23 protein-coding genes are annotated in these 26,857 nt (G+C 68.3%); 7 read left to right on the plus strand and 16 right to left on the minus strand.

The features are described 5' to 3' along the window. Positions 1–5 precede the first annotated feature (5 nt). The 9 genes from KY500_RS09920 to rsmI all read right to left on the minus strand — a co-directional run bounded on the left by KY500_RS09920 (position 6) and on the right by rsmI (position 10,131). Complete coding sequence (locus KY500_RS09920) at positions 6–665, minus strand: methionine ABC transporter permease (protein WP_066596656.1); 660 nt, start codon at positions 663–665, stop codon at positions 6–8. A gap of 2 nt (positions 666–667) precedes the next feature. Next, positions 668–1,708 (minus strand): methionine ABC transporter ATP-binding protein, encoded by a 1,041-nt coding sequence (locus tag KY500_RS09925; RefSeq protein ID WP_219900423.1) that lies wholly within the window; start codon positions 1,706–1,708, stop codon positions 668–670. Positions 1,709–1,780: 72 nt separating this feature from the next. Next, positions 1,781–2,674, minus strand: a complete 894-nt coding sequence (locus tag KY500_RS09930; RefSeq protein WP_255579143.1) for a MetQ/NlpA family ABC transporter substrate-binding protein — start codon at positions 2,672–2,674, stop codon at positions 1,781–1,783. Positions 2,675–2,946: 272 nt separating this feature from the next. Next, entirely contained in the window at positions 2,947–4,752 is a 1,806-nt protein-coding gene (locus tag KY500_RS09935; protein WP_219900424.1) for an ABC-F family ATP-binding cassette domain-containing protein, read from the minus strand. Positions 4,753–4,801: 49 nt separating this feature from the next. Next, on the minus strand, positions 4,802–5,737 hold the full coding sequence (locus KY500_RS09940) for a 4-(cytidine 5'-diphospho)-2-C-methyl-D-erythritol kinase (protein ID WP_219900425.1): 936 nt from the start codon (positions 5,735–5,737) through the stop codon (positions 4,802–4,804). 59 nt (positions 5,738–5,796) lie between these two features. Continuing rightward, positions 5,797–6,678 (minus strand): 16S rRNA (adenine(1518)-N(6)/adenine(1519)-N(6))-dimethyltransferase RsmA, encoded by an 882-nt coding sequence (rsmA, locus tag KY500_RS09945; RefSeq protein ID WP_219900426.1) that lies wholly within the window; start codon positions 6,676–6,678, stop codon positions 5,797–5,799. Beyond that, positions 6,675–7,631 (minus strand): TatD family hydrolase, encoded by a 957-nt coding sequence (locus KY500_RS09950; protein WP_219900427.1) that lies wholly within the window; start codon positions 7,629–7,631, stop codon positions 6,675–6,677. Before KY500_RS09950 ends, rsmA begins: the two co-directional genes overlap by 4 nt. Continuing rightward, positions 7,624–9,186, minus strand: a complete 1,563-nt coding sequence (gene metG / locus KY500_RS09955) for a methionine--tRNA ligase (RefSeq protein ID WP_219900428.1) — start codon at positions 9,184–9,186, stop codon at positions 7,624–7,626. Before metG ends, KY500_RS09950 begins: the two co-directional genes overlap by 8 nt. A gap of 69 nt (positions 9,187–9,255) precedes the next feature. Further along, positions 9,256–10,131, minus strand: a complete 876-nt coding sequence (gene rsmI / locus KY500_RS09960; RefSeq protein WP_219900429.1) for a 16S rRNA (cytidine(1402)-2'-O)-methyltransferase — start codon at positions 10,129–10,131, stop codon at positions 9,256–9,258. Positions 10,132–10,170: 39 nt separating this feature from the next. On the opposite strand from rsmI, the gene KY500_RS09965 reads away from it, so the two are divergent. The 7 genes from KY500_RS09965 to KY500_RS09995 all read left to right on the plus strand — a co-directional run bounded on the left by KY500_RS09965 (position 10,171) and on the right by KY500_RS09995 (position 18,057). After that, positions 10,171–11,700: a dolichyl-phosphate-mannose--protein mannosyltransferase gene (locus KY500_RS09965; RefSeq protein ID WP_255579146.1), complete on the plus strand. Its 1,530-nt coding sequence runs from the start codon at positions 10,171–10,173 to the stop codon at positions 11,698–11,700. A gap of 190 nt (positions 11,701–11,890) precedes the next feature. After that, a complete protein-coding gene (locus tag KY500_RS09970) occupies positions 11,891–12,991 on the plus strand; it encodes an acyl-CoA desaturase (RefSeq protein WP_219900431.1) in 1,101 nt (366 codons plus the stop codon). Positions 12,992–13,081: 90 nt separating this feature from the next. Then, complete coding sequence (locus KY500_RS09975) at positions 13,082–14,131, plus strand: YeiH family protein (protein ID WP_219900432.1); 1,050 nt, start codon at positions 13,082–13,084, stop codon at positions 14,129–14,131. A 68-nt stretch (positions 14,132–14,199) separates the two neighbouring features. Continuing rightward, positions 14,200–15,501 (plus strand): O-acetylhomoserine aminocarboxypropyltransferase/cysteine synthase family protein, encoded by a 1,302-nt coding sequence (locus KY500_RS09980; protein ID WP_219900433.1) that lies wholly within the window; start codon positions 14,200–14,202, stop codon positions 15,499–15,501. Positions 15,502–15,670: 169 nt separating this feature from the next. Further along, on the plus strand, positions 15,671–16,078 hold the full coding sequence (locus KY500_RS09985; protein ID WP_255579148.1) for a CoA-binding protein: 408 nt from the start codon (positions 15,671–15,673) through the stop codon (positions 16,076–16,078). Between the two features lie 35 nt (positions 16,079–16,113). Next, complete coding sequence (locus KY500_RS09990) at positions 16,114–17,493, plus strand: L-serine ammonia-lyase (protein WP_219900434.1); 1,380 nt, start codon at positions 16,114–16,116, stop codon at positions 17,491–17,493. A 78-nt stretch (positions 17,494–17,571) separates the two neighbouring features. After that, the gene (locus tag KY500_RS09995; protein ID WP_219900435.1) at positions 17,572–18,057 is read left to right on the plus strand and encodes a LysM domain-containing protein; all 486 of its coding nucleotides are present in this window, start codon (positions 17,572–17,574) and stop codon (positions 18,055–18,057) included. Positions 18,058–18,093: 36 nt separating this feature from the next. On the opposite strand, the gene KY500_RS10000 is transcribed toward KY500_RS09995, so the two are convergent. The 7 genes from KY500_RS10000 to KY500_RS10030 all read right to left on the minus strand — a co-directional run bounded on the left by KY500_RS10000 (position 18,094) and on the right by KY500_RS10030 (position 26,850). Further along, a complete protein-coding gene (locus KY500_RS10000) occupies positions 18,094–19,263 on the minus strand; it encodes a Gfo/Idh/MocA family oxidoreductase (RefSeq protein ID WP_219900436.1) in 1,170 nt (389 codons plus the stop codon). Positions 19,264–19,286: 23 nt separating this feature from the next. Then, positions 19,287–19,766, minus strand: a complete 480-nt coding sequence (locus KY500_RS10005) for an Lrp/AsnC family transcriptional regulator (protein ID WP_219900437.1) — start codon at positions 19,764–19,766, stop codon at positions 19,287–19,289. A gap of 89 nt (positions 19,767–19,855) precedes the next feature. Then, positions 19,856–22,369, minus strand: coding sequence for an RNA helicase (locus tag KY500_RS10010; RefSeq protein WP_219900438.1), 2,514 nt, complete (start codon positions 22,367–22,369; stop codon positions 19,856–19,858). A 17-nt stretch (positions 22,370–22,386) separates the two neighbouring features. Next, positions 22,387–22,674: a hypothetical protein gene (locus KY500_RS10015; protein WP_219900439.1), complete on the minus strand. Its 288-nt coding sequence runs from the start codon at positions 22,672–22,674 to the stop codon at positions 22,387–22,389. Then, positions 22,647–24,440 carry a glycosyl hydrolase gene (locus KY500_RS10020; RefSeq protein WP_219900440.1) on the minus strand — a complete coding sequence of 598 codons (1,794 nt, stop codon included), beginning with the start codon at positions 24,438–24,440 and terminating at the stop codon, positions 22,647–22,649. The genes KY500_RS10015 and KY500_RS10020 overlap by 28 nt, the downstream gene beginning before the upstream one ends. Positions 24,441–24,472: 32 nt before the next feature. Further along, positions 24,473–25,204: a biotin/lipoyl-binding protein gene (locus tag KY500_RS10025; RefSeq protein WP_219900441.1), complete on the minus strand. Its 732-nt coding sequence runs from the start codon at positions 25,202–25,204 to the stop codon at positions 24,473–24,475. Then, positions 25,201–26,850 carry a glycosyltransferase family 2 protein gene (locus KY500_RS10030; RefSeq protein ID WP_255579150.1) on the minus strand — a complete coding sequence of 550 codons (1,650 nt, stop codon included), beginning with the start codon at positions 26,848–26,850 and terminating at the stop codon, positions 25,201–25,203. Before KY500_RS10030 ends, KY500_RS10025 begins: the two co-directional genes overlap by 4 nt. Positions 26,851–26,857: the final 7 nt, after the last annotated feature.

Consider the following 26,857-nt stretch of genomic DNA (forward strand, 5'->3'; position numbering starts at 1 on the left):
GCGGGTCAGCGGCGCAGGGCCTTCCGGGCCAGCCAGTTGCCGAGGAACTGCACGAGCTGAACGAGCACGATGATCAGCAGCACGGCCGCCCACGTGACGATCGGGTTGTACTGCCGGTAGCCGTACAGCAGGGCGAAGGCGCCCAGTCCGCCACCGCCGACGTAGCCGGCCACCGCTGACATGTCCACGAGCGCCACGAAGATGAACGTGTAGCCGAGGATCAGGGGGCCGAGCGCCTCGGGAAGCAGCACCGTGAAGATGATGCGCACGGGACCGGCGCCCACGCTGCGGGCCGCTTCGATCACGCCGGGTGACACCGTGAGCAGGTTCTGTTCCACTATTCGACCCATGGCGAACGACGCGGCCAACGCGATGGTGAAGATGATCGCGTTGTTGCCGATTCCGGTGCCCACGACCGCTCGGGCCAGAGGCTGCGCCGCGGCGAGGAAGATGATGAAGGGAATGGGCCGCACCGTGTTGACCAGCACATTGAGCACAGCGAAGACCGGCCGGTTCGCCAGGATGCTGCCGGCTCGGCTGAGGTAGAGGCCGAGACCGATGAGCAGGCCGCCGAGACCGCCGAACAGCAGCGTGAACCCCACGATGTAGAGGGTCTCCCCCGCGGCTTTCCAGAACTCGGGCTGCAGGTCGATGAGGGAATCCATGGTCAGCGCACCTCGGTGACGGTCGTAAGCGCGCGGACACGGTCGAGCGCTGAGTCGATGGTCGCGTCATCGCCGGTCAGCGCGAGAGTGAGGTGCCCGAACGGGCGCCCCTGGATTTCGTTGATACCGCCGTAGACCACCTGGAACCCGACGCCGTCGCGGGACAGCTCGCCGAAGACCCGGGTCTGGTCCACCGCATCCGTGCGGAACGCGAGCGTCACGATCCGGCCGGTGTGCCGGGCGCGCAGCACGGCCAGCTCGGCCGCCGACGGCACTCCCTTCACGACGGTGGAGACGAACCGGGCCGATGCGGCCTGCTGCGGGTTGGAGAACACGTCGAACACGTCGCCGCGTTCGATGATCCGGCCCTGGTCCATCACGGCGACCTTGGTCGCCAGCGTCTGGATGACGTCCATCTCATGGGTGATGACGATGATGGTGACGCCGAACTCCTGGTTCACCCGTTTCAGCAGTTCGAGCACCTCGTGGGTGGTCTCCGGGTCGAGGGCGCTGGTGGCTTCGTCGGCCAACAGCAGGGCCGGCGATGTCGCCAGAGCGCGGGCGATTCCCACCCGCTGCTTCTGCCCACCGGATAGCTGGTCGGGGTAGGCCCCCGCCTTGTCGCCCAAACCCACGAAGTCGAGCATCTCGGCCACCCGCGCGGTGCGGGCGGCCTTGTCCCGGCCGGCGACCTCGAGCGGGTACTCCACGTTGCGCGCCACCGATCGGGAGTTCAGCAGGTTGAACTGCTGGAAGATCATGCCGATGCCGAGCCGAACCGGGCGGAGTTCCCGCTCGGGCAGGCCGGCGACATCCCGACCGTCGATGAGGATCTGCCCGGCGGTGGAGCGTTCGAGCACGTTCACCAGGCGCACCAGGGTGCTCTTGCCTGCGCCGGAGTAGCCGATGATGCCGTAGACGTCGCCCGCGTCGATGCGGAGGCTGACGTCGTCGATCGCCGTGACAAGCGGTGCGCCCTTGACGGTGGCCGGATACACCTTGCTCACGTTCTTCAATTCGACCAGGGGGGTTGGTACGGACATGCACGATCCTTCGGTTGGAACGGGAAAAGCCGGCCGGCCCGCTCTCAGCGGGGCCGGCCGGCCGGGTGGCGCCTACTTCTGAGCCGCGGTGTCCTTCTCGACCGTGGCCAGGGTGGACTGCAGGTCCGCAGCCGGTGTGGTCGCCAGCACGGCAGAACCTCCTGACACCTCGAGCACGCCGTCGGTGACGGCCTTGGTGTTCTGGTAGATCTCGACGAGCTTGGTGTAGGTCTCGTTATCCTTGTCCTCTGCGCGCGCGGCGAAGACGTTCACGTAGGGCAGCGCGGTGTCATCGGACGGGTCGTCCTTGACGAGCGCGTCATCGAAGGAGAGCCCGGCCTTCTCCACGAAGTCGTTGTTGACCACGGCCGCGGCCACGTCGGGCAGCGACGTGGCGGTGAGGGAGGGCTCGAGCGCCGTGACGGTGACCTTGGAGGCGTCGGTGTCGACGTCGTCGAGGGTGGAGAAGATCGTGCCGCCGTCCTTCAGCGTGATGAGGTCGGCGCTCTGCAGCAGCAGCAGCGCGCGGCCCAGGTTGCTGGAGTCGTTGGGCACGGCGACGGTGTCGCCCTTCTTGATGTCGGTCACGTCGGTGACCTTGCTCGAGTACAGGCCGAGCGGGTAGATGGCGGTGGCGCCGATGGGAGTGAGGTCTTCGCCGGCGGAGACGTTGTAGTCGGCCAGGAACGCCAGGTGCTGGAACTGGTTCAGGTCGATGTCACCGTTGGTCAGCGCCGGGTTGGGCTGGTTGTACTCGGCGAAGTCGACGATCTCCACGGTGATACCCTCGGCGGCGGCGGCCTCGGTGTAGTCGGCCCAGTACGGGTCGCTGGCCCCGACGACGCCGATCTTCACGGTCTCGTCGTCTCCGCCTCCGGCAGCACCGGCGCAACCGGCCAGCAGGGTCAGGCTGGCCCCGATGGCCAGGACGCTCAGGATGCCTCTTGTCGCACTGTTCTTTTTCACTCTGGTGATCTCCACGTCTCGGTCGCTGTGTCTGTGTGCGCCACGCACGACGAAGCGAAAGCTGGCACAGGGCATCCACGGGGTACTCGCGTGGGGAATCTGTGCCGCAACGTCGCGTGGCACTCTTCTACGGTAACCGCAGGACACTCGACGGCTGAACCGCGCGGACACACTTCGTCACAGATACTGCGACAAACGCCGCCCAGTCACAGGATCTGCGAGCTGGGCGGCGGTTCAGCGAACCGGGTCGCCGTGCGGGTGAAACAGGTGGATCACTTCTCGAGCAGGACCGACAGCTCTACCCACCGGGTCTCAAAGCCCGCGACGGCGTCCTCGGCCGTAGCGACCTCGGCCTGCAGCTTGCCCAGCCCCGTGTAGTCGCTCTGGTCGTGCGCGGCGAGCAGGTTGTGCAGTTCCGTGATCTTCGCCTGCTGCTTGGCCACCTTGCGGTCGATGGAGGCGAGCTCCTTCTGGGCGTTTCGCAGTTCGGCGCCGCCGAGAGCCGGCTTGCCGGAGCCCTTGACGTTGGCCGAGGTGGGCGAGGCGGCATCCGCCGTGAACGAACCGCCGGCGACCTGGCGCTTGCGCAGCTCCAGGTACTGGTCGACACCGCCGGGCAGGTGGTGGAACCCGCCGTCGGAGACCGCGTACTGGTTGTCGGTGACACGTTCGATGAGGTACCGGTCGTGCGAGACGACGAGCAGCGTGCCGGGGAAGGAGTCGAGCAGGTCTTCCATGGCCGCGAGCATGTCGGTGTCCAGGTCGTTGGTGGGCTCGTCGAGGATGAGCACGTTCGGCTCATCCAGCACGATCAGCAGCAGCTGCAGGCGACGCTTCTGCCCACCGGAGAGGTCCTTGACCTGGGTGGACAGCTGCGCGCTCATGAAGCCCATGCGCTCGAGCATCTGGCCGGGCGTGATCTCCTTGCCGCCGGCCATGTACGAGGTGCGCTGGCGGGCGATGACGTCGCTGACCCGATCGTTGCGGATATCGTCGAGCTCGAACAGCTGCTGGGTGAGCACGGCGACCTTGATGGTCTGACCGCGCTTGACCTTGCCGGTGTCGGGGGCAAGGGTGCCGGCCACCAGGTTGAGCAGGGTCGACTTGCCGGCACCGTTGACGCCGAGGATGCCGGTGCGCTCGCCCGGCGCGATCAGCCAGGTGATGTTGTTGAGCACGGTCTTCTCGCCGAAGCTCACGGAGACGTCGACGAGATCGACCACGTCCTTGCCGAGGCGCTGCATGGCCATCGACTGCATCGACACGGTGTCGCGGGGCGGCGGCTCGTTCTCGATCAGTTCGTTGGCGGCGTCGATGCGGAACTTGGGCTTGGCGGTGCGGGCCGGGGCTCCGCGGCGCAGCCACGCGAGCTCCTTCTTCATCAGGTTCTGGCGCTTGCCTTCCATCACCGCGCTCATCCGGTCGCGCTCGACGCGCTGCAGGATGTAGGCGGCGTAACCACCCTCGAACGGTTCGATCAGGCGGTCGTGCACCTCCCAGGTCATGTTGCAGACCTCGTCGAGGAACCACCTGTCGTGCGTGACGACCACGAGGCCGCCGGAGTTCTGGGCCCAGCGGTTCTTGAGGTGCCCGGCGAGCCAGGAGATGCCCTCCACGTCGAGGTGGTTGGTGGGCTCGTCGAGGAAGACCACGTCGTGGTCGCCGATGAGTACCTGGGCGAGGGCCACCCGGCGGCGCTGGCCACCGGAGAGGTCGTCGACGAGGGTGTCCCACGGGATGTCGCGGACGAGGCCCGCGATCACGTCGCGCACCTTCGCGTCGCCGGCCCAGACGTGCTCGTCGATGCCGCCGACGATGGTGTGCCCAACGGTCTGACCGTTGACGAGGTCGTCGGACTGGTCGAGCACGCCGATGGTGACGCCGCGTCGGCGGGTCACCCGGCCGGAATCGGGCTCCATGCGGCCGGCGAGCAGGCGCAGGAGGGTGGACTTGCCGTCGCCGTTGCGTCCGACGATGCCAATGCGGTCGCCCTCGTTCAGTCCGGCGGTGACGCTGTCGAAGATGACGCGGGTGGGAAATTCAAGGTGCAGGGACTCGGCCCCGAGCAAATGTGCCATAGGGTTCGAGCCTAGCCGTCAGAGCTGAGTGCCCGGACCGCGGGCGCGGCTAGCTGGTCAGGATGCGGGCTCCGTGAACGGGACCCGTGGCGCGCACCACGTGCAGCCGGGCGGCGCTCAACGCCACCTGCAGCTCGAGGCCGGCGTCGGAGTCGGGCACGAGGAACGCGACGGTGGGACCGGATCCGGAGAGGATGCCCGCCAGGGCACCGTTGGCCTCGCCCAGCTCGAGCACCCGGCCCAGGCCCGGCGCGAGCTGGAGCGCGGGGGCTTGCAGGTCGTTGTGCATCGATTCGGCGAGCATGGCCGGGTCGCCGGCGCGCAGGGCCTGCAGCACGTCGGCGTCGACCGTGGGCTGCACCTGGGCGGGAAAGATGTCCTGCGCGTGCCGGGTGCGGTGCCGGTCGAGCTCGCTGTACACGGAGGGGGTGGACATGCCGAATTCGGCCAGGGCGAGCACCCAGTGGAATTGGCCCTTGGCCAGTGCCGGGCTGAGCTGGTCGCCGCGGCCGGTGCCGATGGCGGTGCCGCCCGTGAAGGCGAACGGCACGTCGGCGCCCAGGGTCGCCGCGATCTTCTGCAGTTCGTCCTTGCCGAGGTCGGTTCCCCAGAGCGCGTCGCAGGCCAGCAACGTGGCCGCCGCATCCGCTGAGCCGCCGCCCATGCCGCCGGCGATGGGCACGTTCTTGTCGATCTGCAGGTGCACGCCGCCGCGGAATCCGGTGGCCGCGGCCAGCGCACGCGCCGCCTTGATCGCGAGGTTGCTGTCGTCCACGGCCAGGCCGGAGGTGTCGACGGAACCGGTGAACTCGACGCTGAAATCGTCGGCCGCCCTGGCGCGCACGTCTTCGTAGAGCGAGACGGCCTGGAACGCCGTCGCGAGGTCATGGTAGCCGTCGTCCATCACGGCCCCCACCTTGAGGAAGACGTTGATTTTGCCCGGTGCCCTCGCATGCACAACCGGTGAGGTCGCCGTGTTGGTCATGGATCTAACCTAGCCCAGCGGCGCGAGGCGCTCGGCGCACACGCCAGCGCGGCACCCGCTCAGGAGGAGGTCCAGGCCCGGGCGATGGTGAGGAAGTCGTCCACCGTGAGCTGCTCGCCACGTTCGGTGGGGTCGATCCCCGCCTTGGTGAGCACGGCGGTCGCCTGGGTCGAGTCGCCCAGCACCGTCGACAGCGACTGACGCAGCATCTTCCGGCGCTGCTGGAACGCGCCGTCGACGAGCGCGAACGTGGCCAGGCGCAGCTCCTCGGATTCGAGCTCCTCGGTGCGGCGCTCGAAGGCGATGAGGATGGAGTCGACGTTGGGGACAGGCCAGAACACCTGCCGGCTTACCTTGCCGGCCGTGCGGAACCGGCCGTACCAGGCTGCCTTCACGCTGGGGCTGCCGTAGATCTTGGATCCGGGGGCGGCGGCGAGCCGTTCACCCACCTCGGCCTGCACCATCACCACACCGGCGCGGATGGACGGGAAGTGCTCGAGCAGGTGCAGCAGCACCGGGACCGACACGTTGTAGGGCAGGTTGGCGACCAGGCGGGTGGGCTCCCCCGGCAACTCGGCGATCTTCAGCGCGTCGGCGCGGATGACGGTGAGCTGGGCGGCGGGCTGCATGAGCCGCACGGTGAGCGGCAGCTGCTCGGCGAGGCGGTCGTCGATCTCCACGGCCACGACCGCCGCGCCGGCTTCGAGGATGCCCAGGGTGAGCGAGCCGAGCCCCGGGCCGACCTCAACGACGGTCTCGCCGGGCTGCACGGCGGCGACCTTGACGATGCGCCGCACGGTGTTGCCGTCGATCACGAAGTTCTGGCCGAGCTTCTTGGTGGGGTTCACGCCGAGCATCTCGGCGAGGTCGCGGATCTCGGCGGGCCCGAGCAGCGTGGGCGCTGCGGGTCCGGTGTCAGACGTGTGGGCAGAGTCGGTCATGCGAGGCCTCCGGCCGGGCTGGTGCTGGGGTCGAGGCTGCCGTCGATCAACACCACGGGTTCCGCATCCCAGCGGCCGTAGACGAGTTCGGTGTTCGACGTGATCTGCGCGGCGAGCACCGAGACATCCGTCTGCAGATGCGCTGCCATGGCGCGCACGGTGTGTGGCAACAGGTACGGGGCATTGGGCCGGCCGCGGTGCGGGGTGGGGGTGAGGTACGGGGCGTCGGTCTCGACCAGGAGCAGTGCGCGGGGGGCCACGTCGAGGGCCTCGCGGAGCGTGGCGGCGTTCTTGAAGCTCACCGGGCCGGCGAATGACATGTACCAGCCCTGGTCCGCGCAGAGCCGGGCCAGCTCCGCGCCGCCGGAGAAGCAGTGGAAAACGGTGCGTTCGGGCGCGCCGACCCGCAGCAGGGTCTCGACGACCTCGTCGTGCGCGTCCCGGTCGTGGATCTGCAGGGCCAGGCCGTGCCGCTTGGCGATCTCGATGTGCGCCTCGAACGAGCGGAACTGCGCGGCCCGGCCGTCGGGGGCCGTGCGGAAGAAGTCCAGTCCGGTCTCGCCGATCGCGACCACGCGGGGCCGGGCGGCGAGCTCGTCGATCACGGCGAGGGCGTCGTCCAGGGTGCCGGCGGCCGCAAGCTCCGGGGCGTCGTTGGGGTGGATGGCCACGGCGGCGAGCATCCGCGGCTCACGGGAGGCCGCCTCGGCGGACCAGCGGGAGGTGGCCACATCCGTGCCCACCTGGATCACGCCGCGGACCCCGACGCTCGAGGCGCGATCCAGCTGCTCGGCGACCGAGAGCGGCGTGATGCCGTCGGAGATCTCCAGGTGCGTGTGGTTGTCGTAGACGCCCACAACCAACGGCTCGGGAGCGGGCGGGTAGACCAGGTCGCGCCCGGTGCCCGCCTCTCGGGCTCGGATGTGGGTGGTTTCGGCGGGCTTGTCAGCCAACTGTCGCCTCGATGCGCGGGAACAGGGCCGCCAGCGGTGACACGTGGGTGCCGCCGGTCCATTCCCAGGCCCGGTCGATGCGCGCGTCCTGCACGTCTCCGGTGCCGCCGAGGGCGCTCCACAGCGTGGCGGTGGCCTGCGGCGTCACCGGGGAGAGCAGCACGGCCAGCGTGCCGAGCCCACGCACCACGGTGTGCAGCACGGTTTCGAGGCGTTCCCGGTCGTCGGGGTTCTTGGCCAGGGCCCAGGGCTCCTGCAGGGTGATGTAGCCGTTCAGCTCGTCGACGAGCTCCCACACCGCGGCGAGGGCGTCGTGCAGGGCGAGCCGATCGATGGCCTCGTTGGCGGTCTGGGTGACCCGGATGGCCGTGGCGTGAATGGCCGCATCCTCGTCGGTCGGCTCGCCGCCGGTCGGAATCTCACCGTCGCAATAGCGCACCACCATGGCGATGACGCGGGAGGCCAGGTTGCCGAAGCCGTTGGCCAGCTCGGACTGGTAGCGGGCGGACAGATCCTCCCAGGAGAACGAGCCGTCCTGGCCGAAGCTGATCGCGCGCATGAAGTAGTACCGGAACGTGTCGGAACCGAAGACGTCGGTGATCTGGTTCGGGGCGATGCCGGTGAGCTTGGACTTGCTCATCTTCTCGCCGCCCACCAGGAGCCAGCCGTGGCCGAACACCTGGGCGGGCACCGGGAGCCCGGCGGCCATCAGCATGGCGGGCCAGATGACGGCGTGGAAGCGCAGGATGTCCTTGCCGACGATGTGCGTGGCCGGCCAGAGGCGGCTGAACTTTTCGTCGTCCTGGCCGTAGCCGGCGGCCGTGATGTAGTTGAGCAGCGCGTCGAACCACACGTAGACCACGTGGCTGTCATCCCACGGCACCTTGATGCCCCAGTCGAAGCTCGAGCGGGAGATCGACAGGTCGCTCAGACCCTGCTTGACGAAGGAGATGACCTCGTTGCGGGCGGACTCGGGCTGGATGAAGGTGGGGTTGGCCTCGTAGAGGGCCAGTAACTGGTCGGTGAAGGTGCTCATCCGGAAGAAGTAGTTCTTCTCGTGCAGCAGCTCCACGGGGATGGAGTGGATGGCGCAGACCTGCACTCCGGTGTACTCGCCGGTGCCGTCGACCAGGTCGCCGGGCTGCTTGTACTCCTCACAGCCCACACAGTAGAAGCCCTCGTACTCGCCCGTGTAGATGTGGCCGGCGTCGAAGAGGTGCTGCAGGAACTTCTGCGCATTCACCTCGTGGCGCTCGTCGGTGGTCCGGATGAAGTCGTCGTTACGGATGTCGACCGTCTTCAGCAGCGGCTTCCACGCGGTCTCCACCAGCCGGTCGGCCCACTGCTTGGGGGTGACGCCGTTGGCGGTGGCAGTGCGCAGGATCTTCTGGCCGTGCTCATCGGTGCCGGTGAGCAGCCAGGTGTCCTCCCCGCGCTGGCGGTGCCAGCGCGCGAGAACGTCCGCGGCCACCTCCGTGTAGGCGTGCCCGATGTGCGGGACATCATTCACATAGAAAATAGGCGTGGTGATGTAGAAAGAATTGCCGTCGGACATGCTCACATCTTATGGGGAGCCACGGAGATGTCCGACCCCGTTACGCCGTGCGGCAGGCTCGGTACCCGCTCAGGAGAGCGGGAAATCGGGCTGCGGTTCGGCCTTTCGGCGGGTCGACCCGGCCTCAGCGGAGCGGCCGGTGAGGGCGGCCTCGTAGAGGTCGCGCTTGCCGAGGCCCGAAGCGGCGGACACGTCGGCCGCGGCGTCCTTGAGCCGGGCTCCGGCGGTGACGAGGGCCAGGACCTCCTCGACGCCCGTGGCCAGGTCGAGCACCCGGGCTTCGGCGCCCGCGACGACCACGCAGATCTCCCCGCGCACGCCCGCCTGGGCCCAGTCGGCCAGTTCGGCGGCGGTGCCGCGTTTGACCTCTTCATAGAACTTGGTCAGCTCCCGGCAGACCACCACACGCCGGCCGGCGCCGAGCACCGCGGCGAGATCGGTCAGCGACGCGGCCAGCCGGTTGGGCGATTCGAAGAAGACCATGGTGCGACGCTCAGTGGCCACCTCGCGCAGGGCCTGCATCCGCTCACCGTGCTTGCGGGGCAGGAAGCCCTCGAAAGTGAAGCGGTCGGTGGGCAGCCCAGACACGGCCAGTGCGGTGAGCACGGCCGACGGTCCGGGCAGCGCCGTGACGGTGACGCCGGCAGCGATGGCGGCATCCACCAGGTGGAAGCCGGGGTCGGAGACCGTGGGCATGCCCGCGTCGCTGAGCACGAGCAGGTCGGTGTCGCGGGCCAGCTCCACGAGCTCCGCGGCCTTGCCGCGCTCGTTGTGGTCGTGCAGCGCGATCAGCCGGGGGCGGTTCTCCACCCCGAGGGCCTTGAGTAGGTGCACGGTCACCCGGGTGTCTTCGGCGGCGATCACGGTGCTCGTGCGCAGCGCCTCGATGAGGCGGGTCGAGGCGTCCCCGAGGTTTCCGATGGGGGTGGCAGCCAGAATGATCATGGTCACAGTCTCGCATCAGGGGCTCACTACGATGGTCAGGTGCTGCTCACCCTGCGATCGACCGACCGTTGGCCCGCCCTGTTGACCCACCGGTGGGTGCGTCTGGCCGGCCCCGGGCTGGTGCTGCTGCTCGCCGCCGTCCTGCGCCTCTGGAACCTCGGTCACCCCGGCGCCCTCGTGTTCGACGAGACCTTCTATGTGAAGGACGCCTGGAGCCTGTTCAACAACGGCTACGAGTCGACCTGGCCGGATGGTGCGGATGCCCTGTTCGCCGCCGGGCAGAGCAATATATTCGGCACCGCACCGTCGTTCGTGGTGCATCCGCCGCTCGGCAAGTGGCTCATCGCACTGGGCATGGCGGCCTTCGGCGCCGACAACCCGTGGGCCTGGCGCATTGTCACCGCGCTCATCGGGGTGCTGGCCGTTGCGCTCCTGATGCTCATCGCGAAGAAACTGTTCGGGTCGGTTCTGCTGGCCACTATCGCCGGTTTCCTCTTCGCCATCGACGGCAACGCCATCGTGATGAGCCGGGTGGCGCTGCTCGACAACTACGTGATGTTCTTCGCCCTGCTCGGCTTCGGCGCGGTACTGATGGACCGCGACCACCATCGCGCGCGCCTGGGCGCCTGGCTGAACGAACGGCGCGACAACGAGGTCGAGCCCACCTGGGGCCCCGCGCTCTGGTGGCGGCCCTGGGTGTTCGCCGCCGGGCTCGCCTTCGGGCTGGCCTGCTCGGTGAAATGGTCGGGGGTCTACTTCCTGGCCGCGTTCGGCATCTACCTCGTCGTCGTCGACGCCCTCGCCCGGCGCCGGGCCGGGCTGCCGTTCTGGATCAGCGGGTCGATCCTCAAGCAGGGGCCCGTGACGTTCCTGCTGATGGTGCCGGTGGCCGTCGTCACGTTCCTGATCTCCTGGACGGGCTGGTTCGTCACCCGGGGTGGGTACTACCGCGATTGGGCCGACCAGGCCGGGCAGGCCTGGACCGGGGCGCTGGCCTGGGTGCCGCACTCGGTGCAGAGTTTCTGGCACTACCAGAGCGCCGCATACGCGTATCACGTCGGTCTGGTCACGCCGCATCCGTACCAGGCCAACCCGCTCACCTGGCTGGCGATGACCCGCCCCACGAGCATGTACTACCAGGGCAGCAGCCTGGGCGAGAGCGGATGCGGATACACGACCTGCTCCGAGGCCATCACCGGCATCGCCAATCCGCTGATCTGGTGGGCGGCCAGCGCCGCGATCCTGTACCTCGTCTACCGGCTCGCGCGCTACAGGGAGTGGCGCGTGGGACTGATCCTGATGGGCATGGTCGCCGGCTACCTGCCCTGGCTGATGTACCTGAACCGCACGGTCTTCCAGTTCTACACGATCGCGTTCGAGCCGTACCTTCTGCTCGGTCTCATCTTCGTGATCGGGCTCCTGATGAAGTCCGGCGCCGGGCGCACGATCGTGGTCGTGTTCCTGGTCCTTGCGACCCTCGTGAGCGCATTCTTCTTCCCGCTTTGGACCGGCGCGCAGGTGCCGTTCGGCTTCTGGCAACTGCATATCTGGCTGCCGAGCTGGCGCTGACCGGCACAAACGGATTTTTTGCAGTCTGTGCAGGCAAGCAGACGTATGCCAAAATTGGAATACATCCCCTGTTAAAGGCGTGTGAATTCGGGGCGTTTCGGGGCATTCGACCCGTAGGATGGCCGGTATCTGATTGACGAGTGTTTGCTCTACAACCGACTGAGAAGTCCAGATACAAACCAAAGGCCTTATGTCGGAAGCATCTGCCGCACCCACGGTGCGTATTGTCCGCACTCGCAAGGGTGGCGACTCCAAGAATCCCACCACCGAGTACTCCGCTTTGCTGCACACCGTGCGCAATCTCGGTCTCCTGCAGCGCCGCACGGGCTTTTACTGGGGTATGTTCGCCGCCCTGGTGCTGATCACTGCCGGCCTGGGCGTGGGCTTCGTCCTGCTCGGTGACTCCTGGTACCAGCTGATCATCGCCGGCGTGCTCGGTCTGATCCTCACCCAGTTCGCCTTCCTGGCGCACGAGGCCTCGCACCGCCAGGTGTTCGAGTCCGGCCCCGCCAACGACCGGGCCGGCCGCATCCTCGCCAATCTCTTCGTCGGAATCAGCTACGCCTGGTGGATGACCAAGCACAGCCGTCACCACGCCAACCCGAACGTGGTCGGCAAGGACCCTGACATCGACCCCGACTTCATCGTCTTCCGCGAGGAAGACGCGGCGAAGGTCAACTGGATCACCTCCTTCATGACTCGCAAGCAGGGATACCTGTTCTTCCCCCTGCTCACCCTCGAGGGCATCAACCTGCACATCCAGGGTTTCAAGACCGTCTTCGGAAAGGGCAAGGTCGACAAGCGCTGGCTCGAAATCACCATGCTCACCAGCCGCATCGTGCTGTACTTCGCCGTCATCTTCTACTTCTTGCCGCTCGGCATGGCGTTCGCGTTCATCGGCGTGCAGATGGCCGTCTTCGGTGTGTACATGGGCGCGTCCTTCGCGCCCAACCACAAGGGCATGCCGCAGCTGCCGCACGAGAGCAAGGTCGACTTCCTCCGCCGTCAGGTCCTCACCTCGCGCAACATCCGCGGCGGCACCCTCATGGACACCTTCATGGGCGGCTTGAACTACCAGGTCGAGCACCACCTGTTCCCGAACATGGCCCGCCCGCACCTGCGGAAGGCCCAGGAGATCACCAAGGAATACTGCGAGTCGAACAAGATCCTCTACACCGAGACGGGCCTGTTCGAGTCGTACGGCATCGTGATCGCCTACCTCAACAAGGTAGGCCTGGCCGCGCGCGACCCGTTCGACTGCCCGATGGTGCAGCGCTTCCACCACCGCTAACGCCAGCGCAGTCCGCGAACTGTGAGCTAAGCCCCAAGAATCCCGGATTCTTGGGGCTTTTCTCACAGTTCGCGAGGTGGGAGCGAGCGGATGGGTAGGGTTGAGCGGGTGTGGATCTGGGGAATTGCGGCGGCCGCCGGGGCCACGCTCGTGGCGTGGGCCGTGCACAGCATCGTGCCCGCCGTGCCGCTGCTCACCGTCGCCGTGGTCCTCGGGATCATCGTGGGGCAACTGCCCGTGCTGCGCCCTGCCGTCACCGGCGTGCTGAAGCCCGGCCTCTCCGTGGCGGCCAAGCGCCTGATGCGGCTCGGCGTGGTGTTGCTCGGGCTCAAGCTCAGCCTCGTCGACATCGCGGGCCTGGGCTGGCTCACCATCACGACCACCGTGCTCATCGTCATCCTCACCTTCTTCGGCACGCTCTGGCTCGGCCGCACGATGGGCCTGCCCGGGCACCAGCCGCTACTGATCGCCACGGGCTTCGCCATCTGCGGCGCCTCGGCCATCGGCGCCATGAGCGGCGTGGTCAAGGCCAAGGACGAGGAGACCGCGACCCCGGTGGCGCTCGTCACCCTGTGCGGAACGCTCGCGATCGGCGTGCTGCCGCTGCTCTGGCATCCGCTGGGCCTGACCGACCTGCAGTTCGGCCATTGGGTGGGCGCCGGCGTGCACGATGTGGGCCAGGTCGTGGCCACCGCGCAGATCGCCGGCACGGCCGCCCTCGCCGTGGCCGTGGTGGTCAAGCTCACCCGGGTGCTCATGCTGGCCCCCATCGTGGCGAGCGTCGCCGTGTACGAACGTCGCCGCCAGGCCGTCGCGGTGTCCCCGGCCGGGTCCGGCCTGCCGCAGTCCGACGACACCACCGCCGCGACGACCGTTGCCGGGCGTCCCCCGGTGCTGCCGCTGTTCGTGGCCGGGTTCCTGGCCCTGGTGCTCGTGCGCACCCTGGTTCCGCTACCGCCAGCGGTTCTGGTCGCCGCCGATCTCACCCAGACCGTGCTGCTGGCCATGGCCCTGTTCGGGCTGGGCACAGCCGTGCGCCTCGGCTCGCTGCTGCGCACGGGCGGTCGGGCCCTGGGCGTGGGCCTGGCCTCCTGGTTGCTCATCGCGGTTCTCGCGCTGGGCGCCGTTCTGATCAGCTGAGCCGGGCGGGTTTCACTCTGTTACGCCGCGACCCGCATCCGCCCGGCGGCGCACGGTAGCGTACCTGAATGGCAGATCGCGAGTACGGCTTCACGACCAGGGCAATCCACGCCGGGAACATCCCCGACGCCGTCACCGGGGCGCGGGCGCTGCCGATCTACCAAACCAGCGCGTTCGTCTTCGACGACACCGCGGATGCCGCCGCCCGCTTCGCCCTGCAGAAGTACGGCAACGTCTACTCCCGGTTGTCCAACCCCACGGTGGCCGCGTTCGAGGAGCGCATCGCCAGCCTCGAGGGCGGCCTGGGCGCCGTCGCCACCGCCTCGGGCCTGGCCGCTCAGTACATCACCTTCGCCAGCCTCGCCGGAGCGGGCGACCACATCGTCTCCAGCGCCAACCTCTACGGCGGCTCGATCACTCAGCTCGACGTGACCCTGCGCCGGTTCGGCGTGGAGACCACCTTCGTGCAATCCGCCGATCCGGCGGACTACGCCGCGGCGATCACCCCGAAGACCAAGCTGATCTTCGCCGAGACCGTGGCCAACCCGTCCGGCGAGGTCGCCGACATCGAGGGGCTCGCCGCCGTCGCCCACGCCGCCGGCATCCCGCTCATCATCGACTCCACCATCGCCACGCCGTACCTCTGCCGCCCGATCGAGTGGGGCGCCGACATCGTCATCCATTCCGCCACCAAGTTCCTCGGCGGCCACGGCACCACCCTGGGCGGCGTCGTCGTGGAGAGCGGCCGGTTCAACTGGGACAGCGAGAAGTTCCCGCTGTTCACCGAACCGGTTCCCAGCTACGGCGGTCTGGAGTGGTCGGGCAACTTCGGCGAGTACGCCTTCCTCACCCGCCTCCGCGCCGAGCAGTTGCGCGACATCGGCCCGGTTCTGGCCCCGCACTCCGCGTTCCTGCTCGCCCAGGGCGTCGAGACTCTGCCCTACCGGCTGCAGGCGCACGTGAACAACGCGCGCATCGTGGCCGAATGGCTGGATGCCGATCCCCGCGTCGACTTCGTCAACTGGGCCGGCCTGCCCAGCCACCCGCACTACGAGCGCGGTCTCAAGTACCTGCCCAAGGGCCCTGGCTCGGTCTTCAGCTTCGGTGTCAAGGGCGGCCGTGACGCCGGCCGTACCTTCATCGAATCGGTCGACCTGGCCAGCCACCTGGCCAACATCGGTGACGCCAAGACCCTGGTGATCCACCCGGCCTCCACCACGCACGCCCAGCTCAGCGAGCAGCAGCTCGTGGACGCCGGGGTGCTCGCCGGCCTAGTGCGCATCAGTGTGGGCATCGAGGATGTCGACGACATCATTTACGACCTCGACCAGGCGCTGACCCGCGCGGCCGCCGCAGGAGGAACCGAATGAGCACCGAGACCGTGCCGGATTCCGAGACCGTGCAGCTCACCAACGGACTCAGCTGCAGCGTGCCCTCCGACTCCCCCTCGCCAAACTGCTGCGCACCCAGCGCACCTGGGAGGGACCGGACGCCAAGGCGCGGCTGGGCATCCTGCGCTCGGCCACATCGGTCGCCATCGTGGGCGCCTCCCCCAACCCGGCCCGCTCGAGCTACTTCGTCGGCACCTACCTCCAGCAGTCGAGCGACTACCGGGTCTACTTCGTCAACCCGCGCGCCGACACCATCCTCGGTCAGAAGGCCTACCCCGACCTGGCCTCACTGCCGGAGGTGCCCGACATCGTCGACGTGTTCCGCAAGGCCTCCGACATCCCGCAGGTGCTGGACGACGCCCTCGCGGTCGGCGCGAAGACCGTGTGGGTGCAGCTGGGCATCTGGAACCAGGAGGCCGCCGAGTACGGCGAGTCGAAGGGCCTCACCATCGTGATGGACCGCTGCATCAAGATCGAGCACGCCCGCTTCCACGGCGGCCTGCACCTGCTCGGCTTCGACACCGGGCAGATCACGGCCCGCAAGACCATCCGGTAGCCGCCCGCCGAACCCGCCCGCGTACGATGGAGCGGGTGACTGCGTACGTATCGGCTCTCGACCTCTTCTCCATCGGAATCGGTCCATCCAGTTCCCACACCGTCGGCCCGATGCGAGCCGCCCGTGCTTTCGCCGAGACCCTGGCCGCGAGCGGCCGCCTGGGCGACGTGACGCGCATCCGCTGTTCGCTGTTCGGCTCGCTCGGGTCCACCGGCTTGGGCCACGGCACCCCGGATGCCGTGCTGGCCGGTCTCTCCGGCCTCCGCCCCGAGCTCTGCGACCCTGACGAGGTACGGAATCTCTGGGCGCAGCTGGCCGACGGGGCTACGCTGCCACTGAACGGCAGCCATCCGGTGGCCGTGCGGAAGAGCGATGTGGTGTTCGAGCCGCGCACCCGGCTCCCCGGGCACCCGAACGCGATGACGCTCACGGCCTATGGCTCCGACGAGTCGGCGCCGGCCGTTCTCGAGGAGACCTACTACTCGATCGGCGGCGGCTTCATCCGCCGCGACGGCGACCCGGTGCGCCCGCCGGCCACCGTGGAGCAGCCGATGCCGTACGCGTCGAGCGCGGCTCTGCTCGAGCTCTGTGACAGCCACGGAATCGGCATCTGCGACGTGGCCAGGGCAAACGAGGAGGCCGTGCACGGCGCGGACCGCCTCGACGCCGGACTGGACGCCATTTGGGCGGCCATGCACGCCTGCGTCGAGGCCGGCCTGCACGTCGACGGCACCCTTCCCGGCGGACTCGGGGTCAAGCGGCGCGCGTCTGCCATACGTATGCAACTGGAAGAATATGACGGGCTGCCGTTGCGCGAACGGGACACCTCGACCGAGTGGCTGCACGCCTTCGCCCTCGCGGTGAACGAGGAGAACGCCTCGGGCGGCCGGGTGGTCACCGCGCCGACCAACGGCGCCGCGGGCATTATCCCCGCCGTCGCCCACTACTACCTGCGCTTCGTGCCCGGGGCCGGGGCCGCCGGGATCCGCCGGTTCCTGCTCACGGCCGTGGCCATCGGGTCGCTCGTCAAGGCGAACGCGTCCATCTCCGGCGCGGAGGGCGGCTGCCAGGCCGAGGTGGGCTCGGCCTGTGCGATGGCCGCCGGGGCGCTGTGCGCCGTGTTGGGCGGCACCCCGCGCCAGGTGGAGAACGCGGCGGAGATCGCTATGGAACACCATCTCGGGCTCACCTGCGATCCGGTCGGCGGGCTTGTGCAGGTGCCCTGCATCGAACGCAACGCCATCGCCGCCTCCACCGCTGTCTCGGCGGCCCGGCTCGCCCTGCACGGCGACGGCACCCACCTGGTGTCGCTGGACACGGTGATCGAGACCATGCGTCAGACCGGCCTGGACATGATGACCAAGTACAAGGAAACGAGCGAGGGCGGCCTGGCGGTCAACGTCATCGAGTGCTGAGACCGCACCCGAAGTGGGCACCTCCCACGGTCCCACGAACGTAATCCCTGACCTAAGCTGTGTTCTCGGGGGTACACCATGACCGGATCGATGTTCACCGCACGACGTGCGTTCGCCGTTGCCGCGCTCACGGTTGCCGCTGTGGCACTGAGCGGCTGCGCTCCGGCGCCGGCGCCGGTGGTGACCCAGACCATCGTCATCACGCCGACGCCCACCCCCACGCCGACGCCCACCGCCACACCGACACCCGTCGTGACCACGCCGCCGGTTGCGGCTCCTGTGCCGGAGATCACGGAGAACCCCGACGTTCCCGAGGTGCCGCTGCCGGAGGGCCCCGCCTACGACAACGGCGCCATCCCCGGCGCCCAGGCCGCCCCGGTGCGGGACGACGCGGGCAACCTCACGAGCTACACCGTCATCGACGGTGACACGTTCTTCGACATCGCGCAGCGATTCGACCTGCCGATGCAGCAGCTGCTCCGCATGAACCCGTCGGTCTCGGGGCTCGGCGAGAACATCCGGCTGCGCCAGGTGATCAATCTGGACTGGACGACGACGGGCTGATCCGCCGCCGCCGGCCAGCGGGTCAGCCGGCCTGGGTCAGCGAGCCGCGTTGTGGATGCGTTCGATGACCTCGATGGTGCGCACGGCATCACCCGGCTCGACCGGGAGCGGCCCGCCCCGGAGCAGGGCGTCGGCCAGCGTGCTGTAGAAAGCGGCATACTGGCCCGGCAGCGCGGGAACGGCCTGCGTCGCGCCGTCCGCTCCGAGCCGGCCCCAGGTGCTCTCGGGTTCGATCCCGAAGCCGGGGTCGCCGGGGAGGTTGCCGGCCTGGATGGCCGCCTCCTGGCCGTCGAGGCCCCACTTCACGTAGGCCGCGGCGGATCCGAGCACCCGGTAGCGCGGTCCCGCCTGGGCCGTGAACGAGCTCATCCACAGGTGTGATCGCACCCCGGAGCCGTGGTGCAGCGACACGAAGGTATCGTCGTCGGCGACGCCGTCGGTGCGGCGGATGTTGAGCTCGGCGGTGACGTCGTCGACCGGTCCGAACAGCTGCACGGCCTGGTCGATCAGGTGAGCGCCGAGGTCGAACAGCACTCCCCCGCCGGCGGCCGGGGTGGCCGCGGCCTTCCAACTGCGGGGCGGGCCGGGCTTGAAGAACTCGAAGCGCGACTCGAACGTGTAGACGTCGCCGAGCGCCCCGGTGCCCAGCAGAGCCCGCAGGGTGAGGAAATCGCCGTCCCAGCGCCGGTTCTGGAAAACGGTGAGCGGCAGGCCCAGGCTGTCGGCCCGGTTCACCAGGGCCCAGCCCTGTTCGGAGTCCACCGAGAACGGCTTGTCGATGACAACGGCGAGGCCGGCGTCGAGGGCGGCGTTCGCCAGAGCCACGTGGGTCTCCGGCGGGGTGCCGATGACCACGAGGTCGAGGTCGGGGGCCTGGGCGAACAGAGCCTCGCTGCTGGGCACGATACGCACGCCCGGGTAGCTCTCGGTGGCCCGCGCGGCTCGCTCATCATCACCGGTCACGATGGCGGTGAGGGTGAAGTCGGGGTTGGCCGCGAGGAACGGCGCGTGGAAGACCCGGCCGGACAGGCCGTAGCCGATGACCGCCGCGCGGATCGGTCCGGTCAGGGGCGCCCGGGTACCTGTCGCGGGCGGGGCGCTGGGCGTCGTGCCGTGCTGGGGCCCAGGTCCGGGGCGCGGCCCAGGCCTGGGGGCGGGCTTCGGCGGGTTGATCGGGGATTCCGGCTGGATATCTGAAGAGGCCATGGCCCGAGGTTACGCCCTTCCGGCTAGAGCGGCGGCGACACGTGGTCGAAGATGATGCTCGTGCGGGTGGCCGCCACCACCGGGTCGGCCGAGAGATTGTCGACGACAAAACGTCGCAGCCCGTCGGTGTCACGCACGGCCACGTGCACGAGGAAGTCCTCGTTGCCGCCGACGAAGAAGAACTGCACGACCTCGGGCAGTTCCCGGATGCGCGTGGCGAACGGGGTGATCTGAGACCGAGCCCCCGAGTGGATGTTGATGCTGATCAGCGCCTGCACGCCCAGGCCGAGCGCGGCCGGGTTGACATCCACCGTGAACCGGCGGATGACCCCGCGGCTCACCAGCGAGCGTACCCGTTCGAGGCAGGTGGACGCCGCGATGCCCACCGAGGCGGCCAGGGCGGAGTTCGACAGCCGGGCGTTGGTGCGGAGCAGCCCGAGCAGGCTCAGGTCGACGGCGTCGAGGGTGTCGGTGGACACGGCCACGCGGTTGGATGCGACCATGGGGTTCCTCGCTGCCGAAGGGTGCTCGGCAAGACCGCCGAACGGTTCCAATATTCGACCGAACAGCGGTGGGACCGACGATCCGGGGGCTAGAGCCGGTTGATGCCCGTCACTTTCAGTGCCGGCACGCCCAGCTCGTCGGACTCGGCCAGGTCGATCTCAGCGCTGATGCCCCAGTCATGGTCGCCGCCCGGGTCGTCGAAGATCTGCCGGGCCGTCCACACCGAGGCGCCCTCGTCGAGGATGAGGAGCCCGGCGCCGCGGGCGTTCGCCCCGGCGAGCAGCTCGTCGTGCTCGGCGTAGTAGCCGTCCATGGCGTCGGCCCAGGCATCCGCCCCGAAGCCGTGTTCGCGGTCGAGGTCGCCGAGCGCGTCGTAGTTCTCCAGCGCGGCCAGCTGTACCCGCCGGAAGAGTTCGTTGCGCACCAGGATGCGGAAGGCCCGGGTGTTGGTGGTGAGCCGGTGCGGGGCCGGCGGCACCACGGCGTGCGCGGTGGCCTCGTGAGCGGCCAGGTCGGGGTGGATGAGTTCTTCCCACTCGTCGAGCAGGCTGGAGTCCACCTGCCGTACGAGCTCGCCGAGCCACTCGATCAGGTCGAGCAGGTCGTCGGTCTTGGCCTCGTCCGGGATGGTCTGCCGGGCGGCCCGGTACGCATCCGAGAGGTAGCGCAGCACCACGCCTTCGCTGCGGGCGAGCTTGTAGTACGCCACGAACTCGCCGAACGACATGGCCCGTTCGTACATGTCACGCACCACGGTCTTGGGGCGGAGCGGGAAGTCCGCGATCCAGGGCTGGGACTGCTTGTAGGTCTCGAACGCGTAGCTGAGCAGTTCGTCCAGGGGCTTGGGCCAGGTGATCTCCTCGAGCAGCTCCATACGCTGGTCGTACTCGATGCCCTCCTGCTTCATGGCGTTGACGGCCTCGCCGCGGGCCGCGAACTGCTGGCCCATCAGCACCGGGCGCGGGTCGTCGAGGGTGGACTCGAGGATCGAGATCATGTCGAGGGCGTAGGTGGGTGCCTCGATGTCGAGCAGGTCGAAGGCGGCCAGCGCGAACGGTGACAGAGGCTGGTTGAGCGCGAAGTTGGCTTGCAGATCCACAGTGAGACGGATCTCTGTTCGGTCGTTGAGCTTGTCGAAACGCTGCTCCACGATCCCGGCCGCCCGCAGGGTCTTGTAGATACCCAGGGCACGTCGGGCGTGGGCGAGCTGGCGCTTCCAGGGCTCGTGGTTGTCGAACACCAGCGAATACACGTTCGCGTACGCGTCACCACCGCGGGCGATCACGTTGATCAGCATGGCGCTGGTCATCTGCATGCTCGACGTGAGGGTCTCCGGTTCGGCGTCGACGAGGCGCCGGAACGACGGCTCGCCCCAGGAGACGAAGCCCTCCGGCGCGCGCTTACGCACGATCTTGCGCTTCTTCTTGGGGTCGTCACCGGCCTTCTCGATGGCCTTGAGGTTCTCGGTCTCGTGGTCGGGCGCCTGCACCATCACGGTGCCGGCGGTGTCGTAGCCGGCCCGGCCGGCGCGGCCGGCGATCTGGTGGAACTCCCGGGCGTTGAGCTGGCGCATCTTGACGCCGTCGTACTTGGTCAGGGCGGTGAACAGCACGGTGCGGATGGGCACGTTGATACCCACGCCGAGGGTGTCGGTGCCGCAGATCACGCGCAGCAGGCCGCGCTGGGCGAGTTGCTCCACCAGGCGGCGATACTTGGGCAGCATGCCGGCGTGGTGCACACCGATGCCCATCCGGATCAGCCTGGACAGGGTCTTTCCGAAGCTGGTGGTGAACCTGAACTCACCGATCAAATCGGCGATGGCCTCCTTCTGCTCCTTGGTGACCACCTTGACGCTGGAGAGGGCCTGCGCGCGTTCGAGGGCGGCGGCCTGGGCGAAGTGCACGATGTACACGGGAGCCTGACCGGTCTTGAGCAGGTCCTCCACGGTCTCGTGCACCGGCGTGGTCTCGTAGAAGTAGTGCAGCGGCACGGGCCGTTCCACACCGGTGACGACGGCCGTGTCGCGGTTGGTGCGCCGGGACAGGTCGGCGGCGATGTCGGTCACGTCGCCCAGGGTGGCCGACATGAGGATGAACTGCACGCGTGGCAGCAGCAGCAGCGGCACCTGCCAGGCCCAACCGCGGTCGGGGTCGGAGTAGAAGTGGAACTCGTCCATCACGACCTGGTCGACCGGGGTGTCCGCGCCGTTGCGGAGGGCCAGGTTGGCGAGGATCTCTGCGGTGCAGCAGATGATCGGGGCGTCGGAGTTGACCGAGGAGTCGCCCGTCATCATTCCGACGTTCTCGGCACCGAAAATCTCCACCAGTGCGAAGAACTTCTCGCTCACGAGCGCCTTGATCGGGGCCGTGTAGAAGCTGCGCTTGCCGGCCGAGAGCGCCGCGAAGTGCGCACCGACGGCCACGAGCGACTTGCCGGTTCCGGTGGGCGTGGAGAGGATCAGGTTCTGCCCCGACACGATCTCGATGACCGCCTCCTCCTGCGCCGGATAGAGACGGAGGCCCCCGTCCGCCGCCCAGAGTTCGAAGGCCTCGAAAAGCAGGTCTGGATCGGTGACGTGCTGAAGGGCGGTGAGGGTTGCCATGATCCCCCAATACTCCCCTATCCGGAGGCGTGCTGCATGAGCCAGGCCAGGAGGTAGGCGCGGCTGTTGCCGTCGTCGATGCGGTCCTCCGGCAGTCCCTTGGCGGCCTCGAGGGCTGCGGATGCGGCGTCCCTGCCCTCGAGGGCGGAGTACATCAGGAGGTAGTCGCCGAACAGGACGTCGTAGCTCGACGTGCCGGAGCTGCCGGCACGCAGGGCGTCGGCCAGATTGGCCTGCACCCGATCGGGGTCCCCACCGAGGTAGTCAGCGACCGGGCTCATCGGCAGCACCAGGATGCCGAGCATGGCGCTGGGTTCGGCACTGAACCAGGTGGCGTAGTCCGTTTGCCGCCCCAGACCAGCGAGGTGATGGTGTGGTCGAAGCCCTGATACACCGGGTCGCCCTGGTCGAAGTCGGTCCAGTAGGCCAGGGAGGACGCCGCCTCGGCGGAGAGCATCCATTCGGCTTCGGTCTGCAGCCCAGCCTGGCCGCTCAAAGCGGCCCACAACGCCAACCCGTTCCACGCGGTCACGGCCTCCGAACTGGACTCCTGGTTGTTACCGTCGCCGAACGGCGAGGTGCCGCTGGCCCAGGAGTGCCCGGCGTAGGCATCGAACACCCGTCGAGTGGGGAATGACTCGCTGCCGCCGCTGGTGGCCAGGTCGGCCGCGAGCAGGTTGAGCACCGGCGCCCAGCGTGTCACCGCGTCGGGGTTCTCCGCTGCCACCACCGCCGCGGCGTAGAAGAAGTACCCGTAATGGAAGTGGTGGTCGTTGAACTCCTCCGAGCCGAACGAGGTCGCCAGGCCCACGATGCCCTTCGCGGCGGGGTCGTAGACGAAACAGCGCTCGGTGCGTGCGACGCAACCGTCCGGGTCCATCCAGTCGTCGAATGCGGCGCTGAGGCGGTCGGTGAGGGCGGTCACCGCGTCATCGGCGCCGACCTGACGGGCCACCTCGAGCAGGTTGGCGGCCCGGTAGAGCGATTTGCCCCCGAAGTAAGTGTCGGCGGCAAAGGTCCCGGTGACCGCCACATCCGCGCGCACCTGGTCGGCCAGCCGGGCGCGTTGGTCGTCGTCGAGGGCGGAGAGGTCCAGCGCGCCGCTCGGGGTGACGGTCGGTACCGACCAGCTCAGCGACGATCCCTGGCAGAGAGTGAGCGCACCGTAGATACTCCGGTACTGCCCCGCGAAACAGGATGCATCCTGCGCCAGGCCCGCCTGTTGGTGCGGCAGTGCGGCGATCAGGGTGTCACCGCCGTCGCTGGTGTCGTAGGAGATGGTGGTTCCGGCGGTGTCGGCATCGGTGGTGTAGTCGACGCGGGTACCGGTGACGGGGTGGGCCGCGGCGTCGACGAACGCGTCGAGGTCACCGCCGGTCGGTAGGGCGAACCAGGTGGCCGACTGGCCCGCCTCCAGGGACATCTCGGTGCCGCCCGAGAGCGTGCCGCCGGTGACCAGCCCGTAGGTGTCGCCGGCGATCTCCGCACTCCAGGCTCCGTCGCCCGACCCGGTGTCCGCACCGGAGAAGGCCGTCGGCAGGGCCAGGGCCACGTCGGTCGTGGCCGTGAACGACACGAACGGCGAGCCTTCCGCGATCACGGTCCTGCCCACCAGAGCGCCGTCGACGAACTGGCCGATGGTGACCGACGCCTCGTCGTAGGCCGTTACCCGCTGCTCGAGGGCAGTATCCTCGGCGCCGACCCGCACCCGGATCTGGCCGGCGAAGCCGCCCATGATCACGGCGGGTTCCGCCGACACCGCCGGCAGTCCGAAGGCGAAGCCGGTGTCGGTGAGCTGGAAGCTCAGCGGCAGCGGGAACACGGGCATCGATGGGTCGCCGAAGACCAGGCCGGAGAACCACCGATTGGTCGGTGGGATCAGCCCGTCGGCGAGCCGGGCCGTCGGCAAGGTCTTCACGGTCTGTTGCGGCACCGCGTTCACCAGGGGCGCCACCTCGGCACTCGGGAACACAGCCGCTCCCCGGCTCTCTGCGGTGCCGCCGGCCGAGGGATCGGCCGGCGTCGTGGTGCACGCGGCCAGAACTGCCGCGACGACGACAATCGACGCCATCGTGAGCGGTCCCCTCGTCCTCCTCCGCACGCTCACAGGCCGATCGTCCGCAGGAAGCCGAACAGTCCGTCGCTGGCCCCGGCGAGGAGGCCGTCGTCGCGCAGGGAGAGGGTGGCCGTCACGGGTGTGCCGGGAGCCATCAGCCCGTTCGCGGCGCCGTCGACGAGATCGGGACTCACGACCTTCGCCGTTGTCTCGGCCTGGCCGTCGGCGGTCTGCACGTCCAGGGTGTCCATGGTGCCGGCCACTCGGGTCTGGTTGGGCAGCACGATGTCGACGGCCGCGCCCGGTTCGATCCGCGCGTAGTCACCACTGGTGAGCACAAAATCGGCCGACACGAACAGGGAACCGGTCTTGTCGATCACGGCGAGCACCTGGCCCGCCTGCACGAAGGAGCCGCGCTCGGTGGTGATGTCGGTGAGGGTGCCGTCGACGGATGCGGTGAGGGTGAGCGTGCCGTCGTCGCCGACCGAGTAGGCCACGTTGTCCGCCGTGACCAGTCCTTCGGCCAGATCGGCCTGCAGGGTCGGGCTCTGCAACGTGAACAGGGCCTGGCCGGCCTTCACCTCGTCACCGTCGTCGACGAGCCGGTCCAGCACGGTTCCGCCGTAGTCGGATCCCACCGGATACTCCGCCGCCTGAATGGAGGCGGAGGCGCTCATCACCTGGGCCTGCCGCTGATTGAAGACGACGGTGAGCACCGCCACGATGCCCACAACCACGATCAGTCCGATGACGAGCTTGAATCGATTGGCCCAGGTCATGAGTGCACCACCTCTCGGTTGGCCCGCATCCGGCGGGCACTGGTCGATTCGAGTAACGCCGTGCCCACGAACGTGCCGAGGATCAGGGTGTTGGTCACGTTCCAGGCCGTGGCCAGGGTGAGGGTGCCGATCGTGACGTCCCGCCACACAGCCACGACCGAGGTCAGGAGAAGGAAGACGAAGAACAGGACCTGCGGAATCATGAAATTGAACGGTGAGGCCGCCCGTGACCGGTTGCCTGTGGCGCTCCACTGCTGTTCCTTGCCGACCAGCACGTTGATCAGAGCGGCCACATAGATCGGGAACGACGCCGTGGCGAGCATGAGGGTCTCCCACCGGAACGACCCCATCGTGTAGAACGCCAGGAGCACCTGCATGAGGTAGAAGCCCGCGTAGTACAGCAACCAGGTCACGACGGTCGTGGAGATGTTCATGGGGCGCAGGTCGAAATAGATCTCCAGCGGTGGCACCAACAACAGCAGCAGCGGCGCGATCCCGGTGAGGTAGAACGATGCCGTCACGAGGTACTGCAGCCGCTGGTCGAAGGTGAGCCGGCGGCGCGGGCTGAGCGGGTTGCTCTGCACCAGGATCTCGAAGCCGCCGGTGGCCCAGCGCAGCTGCTGCTTCGTGTACGCCTCCACGGTGTCGGGGGCGTGGCCGGTGGCCAGCACGGTGGGAATGTAGATGGTTTTCCAGCCACGCTCGTGCAGCTTGAGCGAGGTCCAGACATCCTCGGATTTGGAGTCGGTGTACATGCCGTCGATGTCGTTGATCGCATCCCGGCGAAAGATCACGTTGGTGCCCACACAGAATGCGGCATTGAATCGATTGCGGCCGGGCTGGATGAACCGGTAGAAGACCGCTTGCATGTATCCCGCGCCACGGGAGATGACGTTGTGCAGGTTGCTGTACGACTGCGGGGTCTGCACGAACGCGACCTTGTCGTCGATGAAGAACGGCAGGGTTTCGAGCAGGAATTCCGGCTTGGGCACGAAGTCCGCATCGAAAATCACAAAGTATTCCGCGGTACTCACCGTGAGTGCATGGTTCACGTTGCCCGCCTTGGCGCCATTCGAACTCAGTCGGCGCAGGTATCGCACGCCCAGCTCCGCGGCGAGGTCACGCACCCGGTCGGACCGACCGTCGTCGAGCACCCAGGTGAGGTGTTCGCCGTGCATCTGGCGCACGGCGGTCACGGTGGTGCGGATGACCTCGAGGTCCTCGCCATAGGTCGTGACGAACACGTCAACGGTGGCCGGCTGGTCCCCCAGGAGCAACGGCCACCGCTCCGGCTGGTTCTGCAGGCCGTCCCTGGCAATCGAGCGGGTATGCACCAGAGTGGCCTGGGCCTGATGGAAACCGAACTCCCGCGGATCCACCGATCCGGACAGGATCGTCCACATCGACAGCAGCGCCTGGAAGATGAGGATTGACTCGGCGGCGATCACGAGCGAATACGGCAGCCAGTCGCCCCGGCTGGCCGGATTGAGCAGGAAATTCGCGTAGGCCAGGATGCCGATCGTGGCGATCAGCACCAGCATCACCAGAGATGGCGAGTGCGCGTGCCCTGCTGAGGTGGGTCGCACCCGGTGCGGGTGGCCCGCCAGCTGGTGGGTGGGGATTCGGTGCATGGCCTCGGGAGGCACCCCGAAT

Origin of the sequence: Cryobacterium sp. PAMC25264, from assembly GCF_019443325.1 — a bacterium.
Classification (GTDB): Bacteria; Actinomycetota; Actinomycetes; order Actinomycetales; family Microbacteriaceae; genus Cryobacterium.

Bases quoted from the DNA above. Each gene is read 5' to 3' on its own strand.
- KY500_RS09920 (WP_066596656.1), bottom strand. From the start codon at position 665: ATGGATTCCCTCATCGACCTGCAGCCCGAGTTCTGGAAAGCCGCGGGG.
- KY500_RS09925 (WP_219900423.1), bottom strand. From the start codon at position 1,708: ATGTCCGTACCAACCCCCCTGGTCGAATTGAAGAACGTGAGCAAGGTG.
- KY500_RS09935 (WP_219900424.1), bottom strand. From the start codon at position 4,752: ATGGCACATTTGCTCGGGGCCGAGTCCCTGCACCTTGAATTTCCCACC.
- KY500_RS09940 (WP_219900425.1), bottom strand. From the start codon at position 5,737: ATGACCAACACGGCGACCTCACCGGTTGTGCATGCGAGGGCACCGGGC.
- rsmA (WP_219900426.1), bottom strand. From the start codon at position 6,678: ATGACCGACTCTGCCCACACGTCTGACACCGGACCCGCAGCGCCCACG.
- metG (WP_219900428.1), bottom strand. From the start codon at position 9,186: ATGTCCGACGGCAATTCTTTCTACATCACCACGCCTATTTTCTATGTG.
- rsmI (WP_219900429.1), bottom strand. From the start codon at position 10,131: ATGATCATTCTGGCTGCCACCCCCATCGGAAACCTCGGGGACGCCTCG.
- KY500_RS09970 (WP_219900431.1), top strand. From the start codon at position 11,891: ATGTCGGAAGCATCTGCCGCACCCACGGTGCGTATTGTCCGCACTCGC.
- KY500_RS09975 (WP_219900432.1), top strand. From the start codon at position 13,082: ATGGGTAGGGTTGAGCGGGTGTGGATCTGGGGAATTGCGGCGGCCGCC.
- KY500_RS09980 (WP_219900433.1), top strand. From the start codon at position 14,200: ATGGCAGATCGCGAGTACGGCTTCACGACCAGGGCAATCCACGCCGGG.
- KY500_RS09995 (WP_219900435.1), top strand. From the start codon at position 17,572: ATGACCGGATCGATGTTCACCGCACGACGTGCGTTCGCCGTTGCCGCG.
- KY500_RS10000 (WP_219900436.1), bottom strand. From the start codon at position 19,263: ATGGCCTCTTCAGATATCCAGCCGGAATCCCCGATCAACCCGCCGAAG.
- KY500_RS10005 (WP_219900437.1), bottom strand. From the start codon at position 19,766: ATGGTCGCATCCAACCGCGTGGCCGTGTCCACCGACACCCTCGACGCC.
- KY500_RS10010 (WP_219900438.1), bottom strand. From the start codon at position 22,369: ATGGCAACCCTCACCGCCCTTCAGCACGTCACCGATCCAGACCTGCTT.
- KY500_RS10015 (WP_219900439.1), bottom strand. From the start codon at position 22,674: ATGCTCGGCATCCTGGTGCTGCCGATGAGCCCGGTCGCTGACTACCTC.
- KY500_RS10020 (WP_219900440.1), bottom strand. From the start codon at position 24,440: ATGGCGTCGATTGTCGTCGTCGCGGCAGTTCTGGCCGCGTGCACCACG.
- KY500_RS10025 (WP_219900441.1), bottom strand. From the start codon at position 25,204: ATGACCTGGGCCAATCGATTCAAGCTCGTCATCGGACTGATCGTGGTT.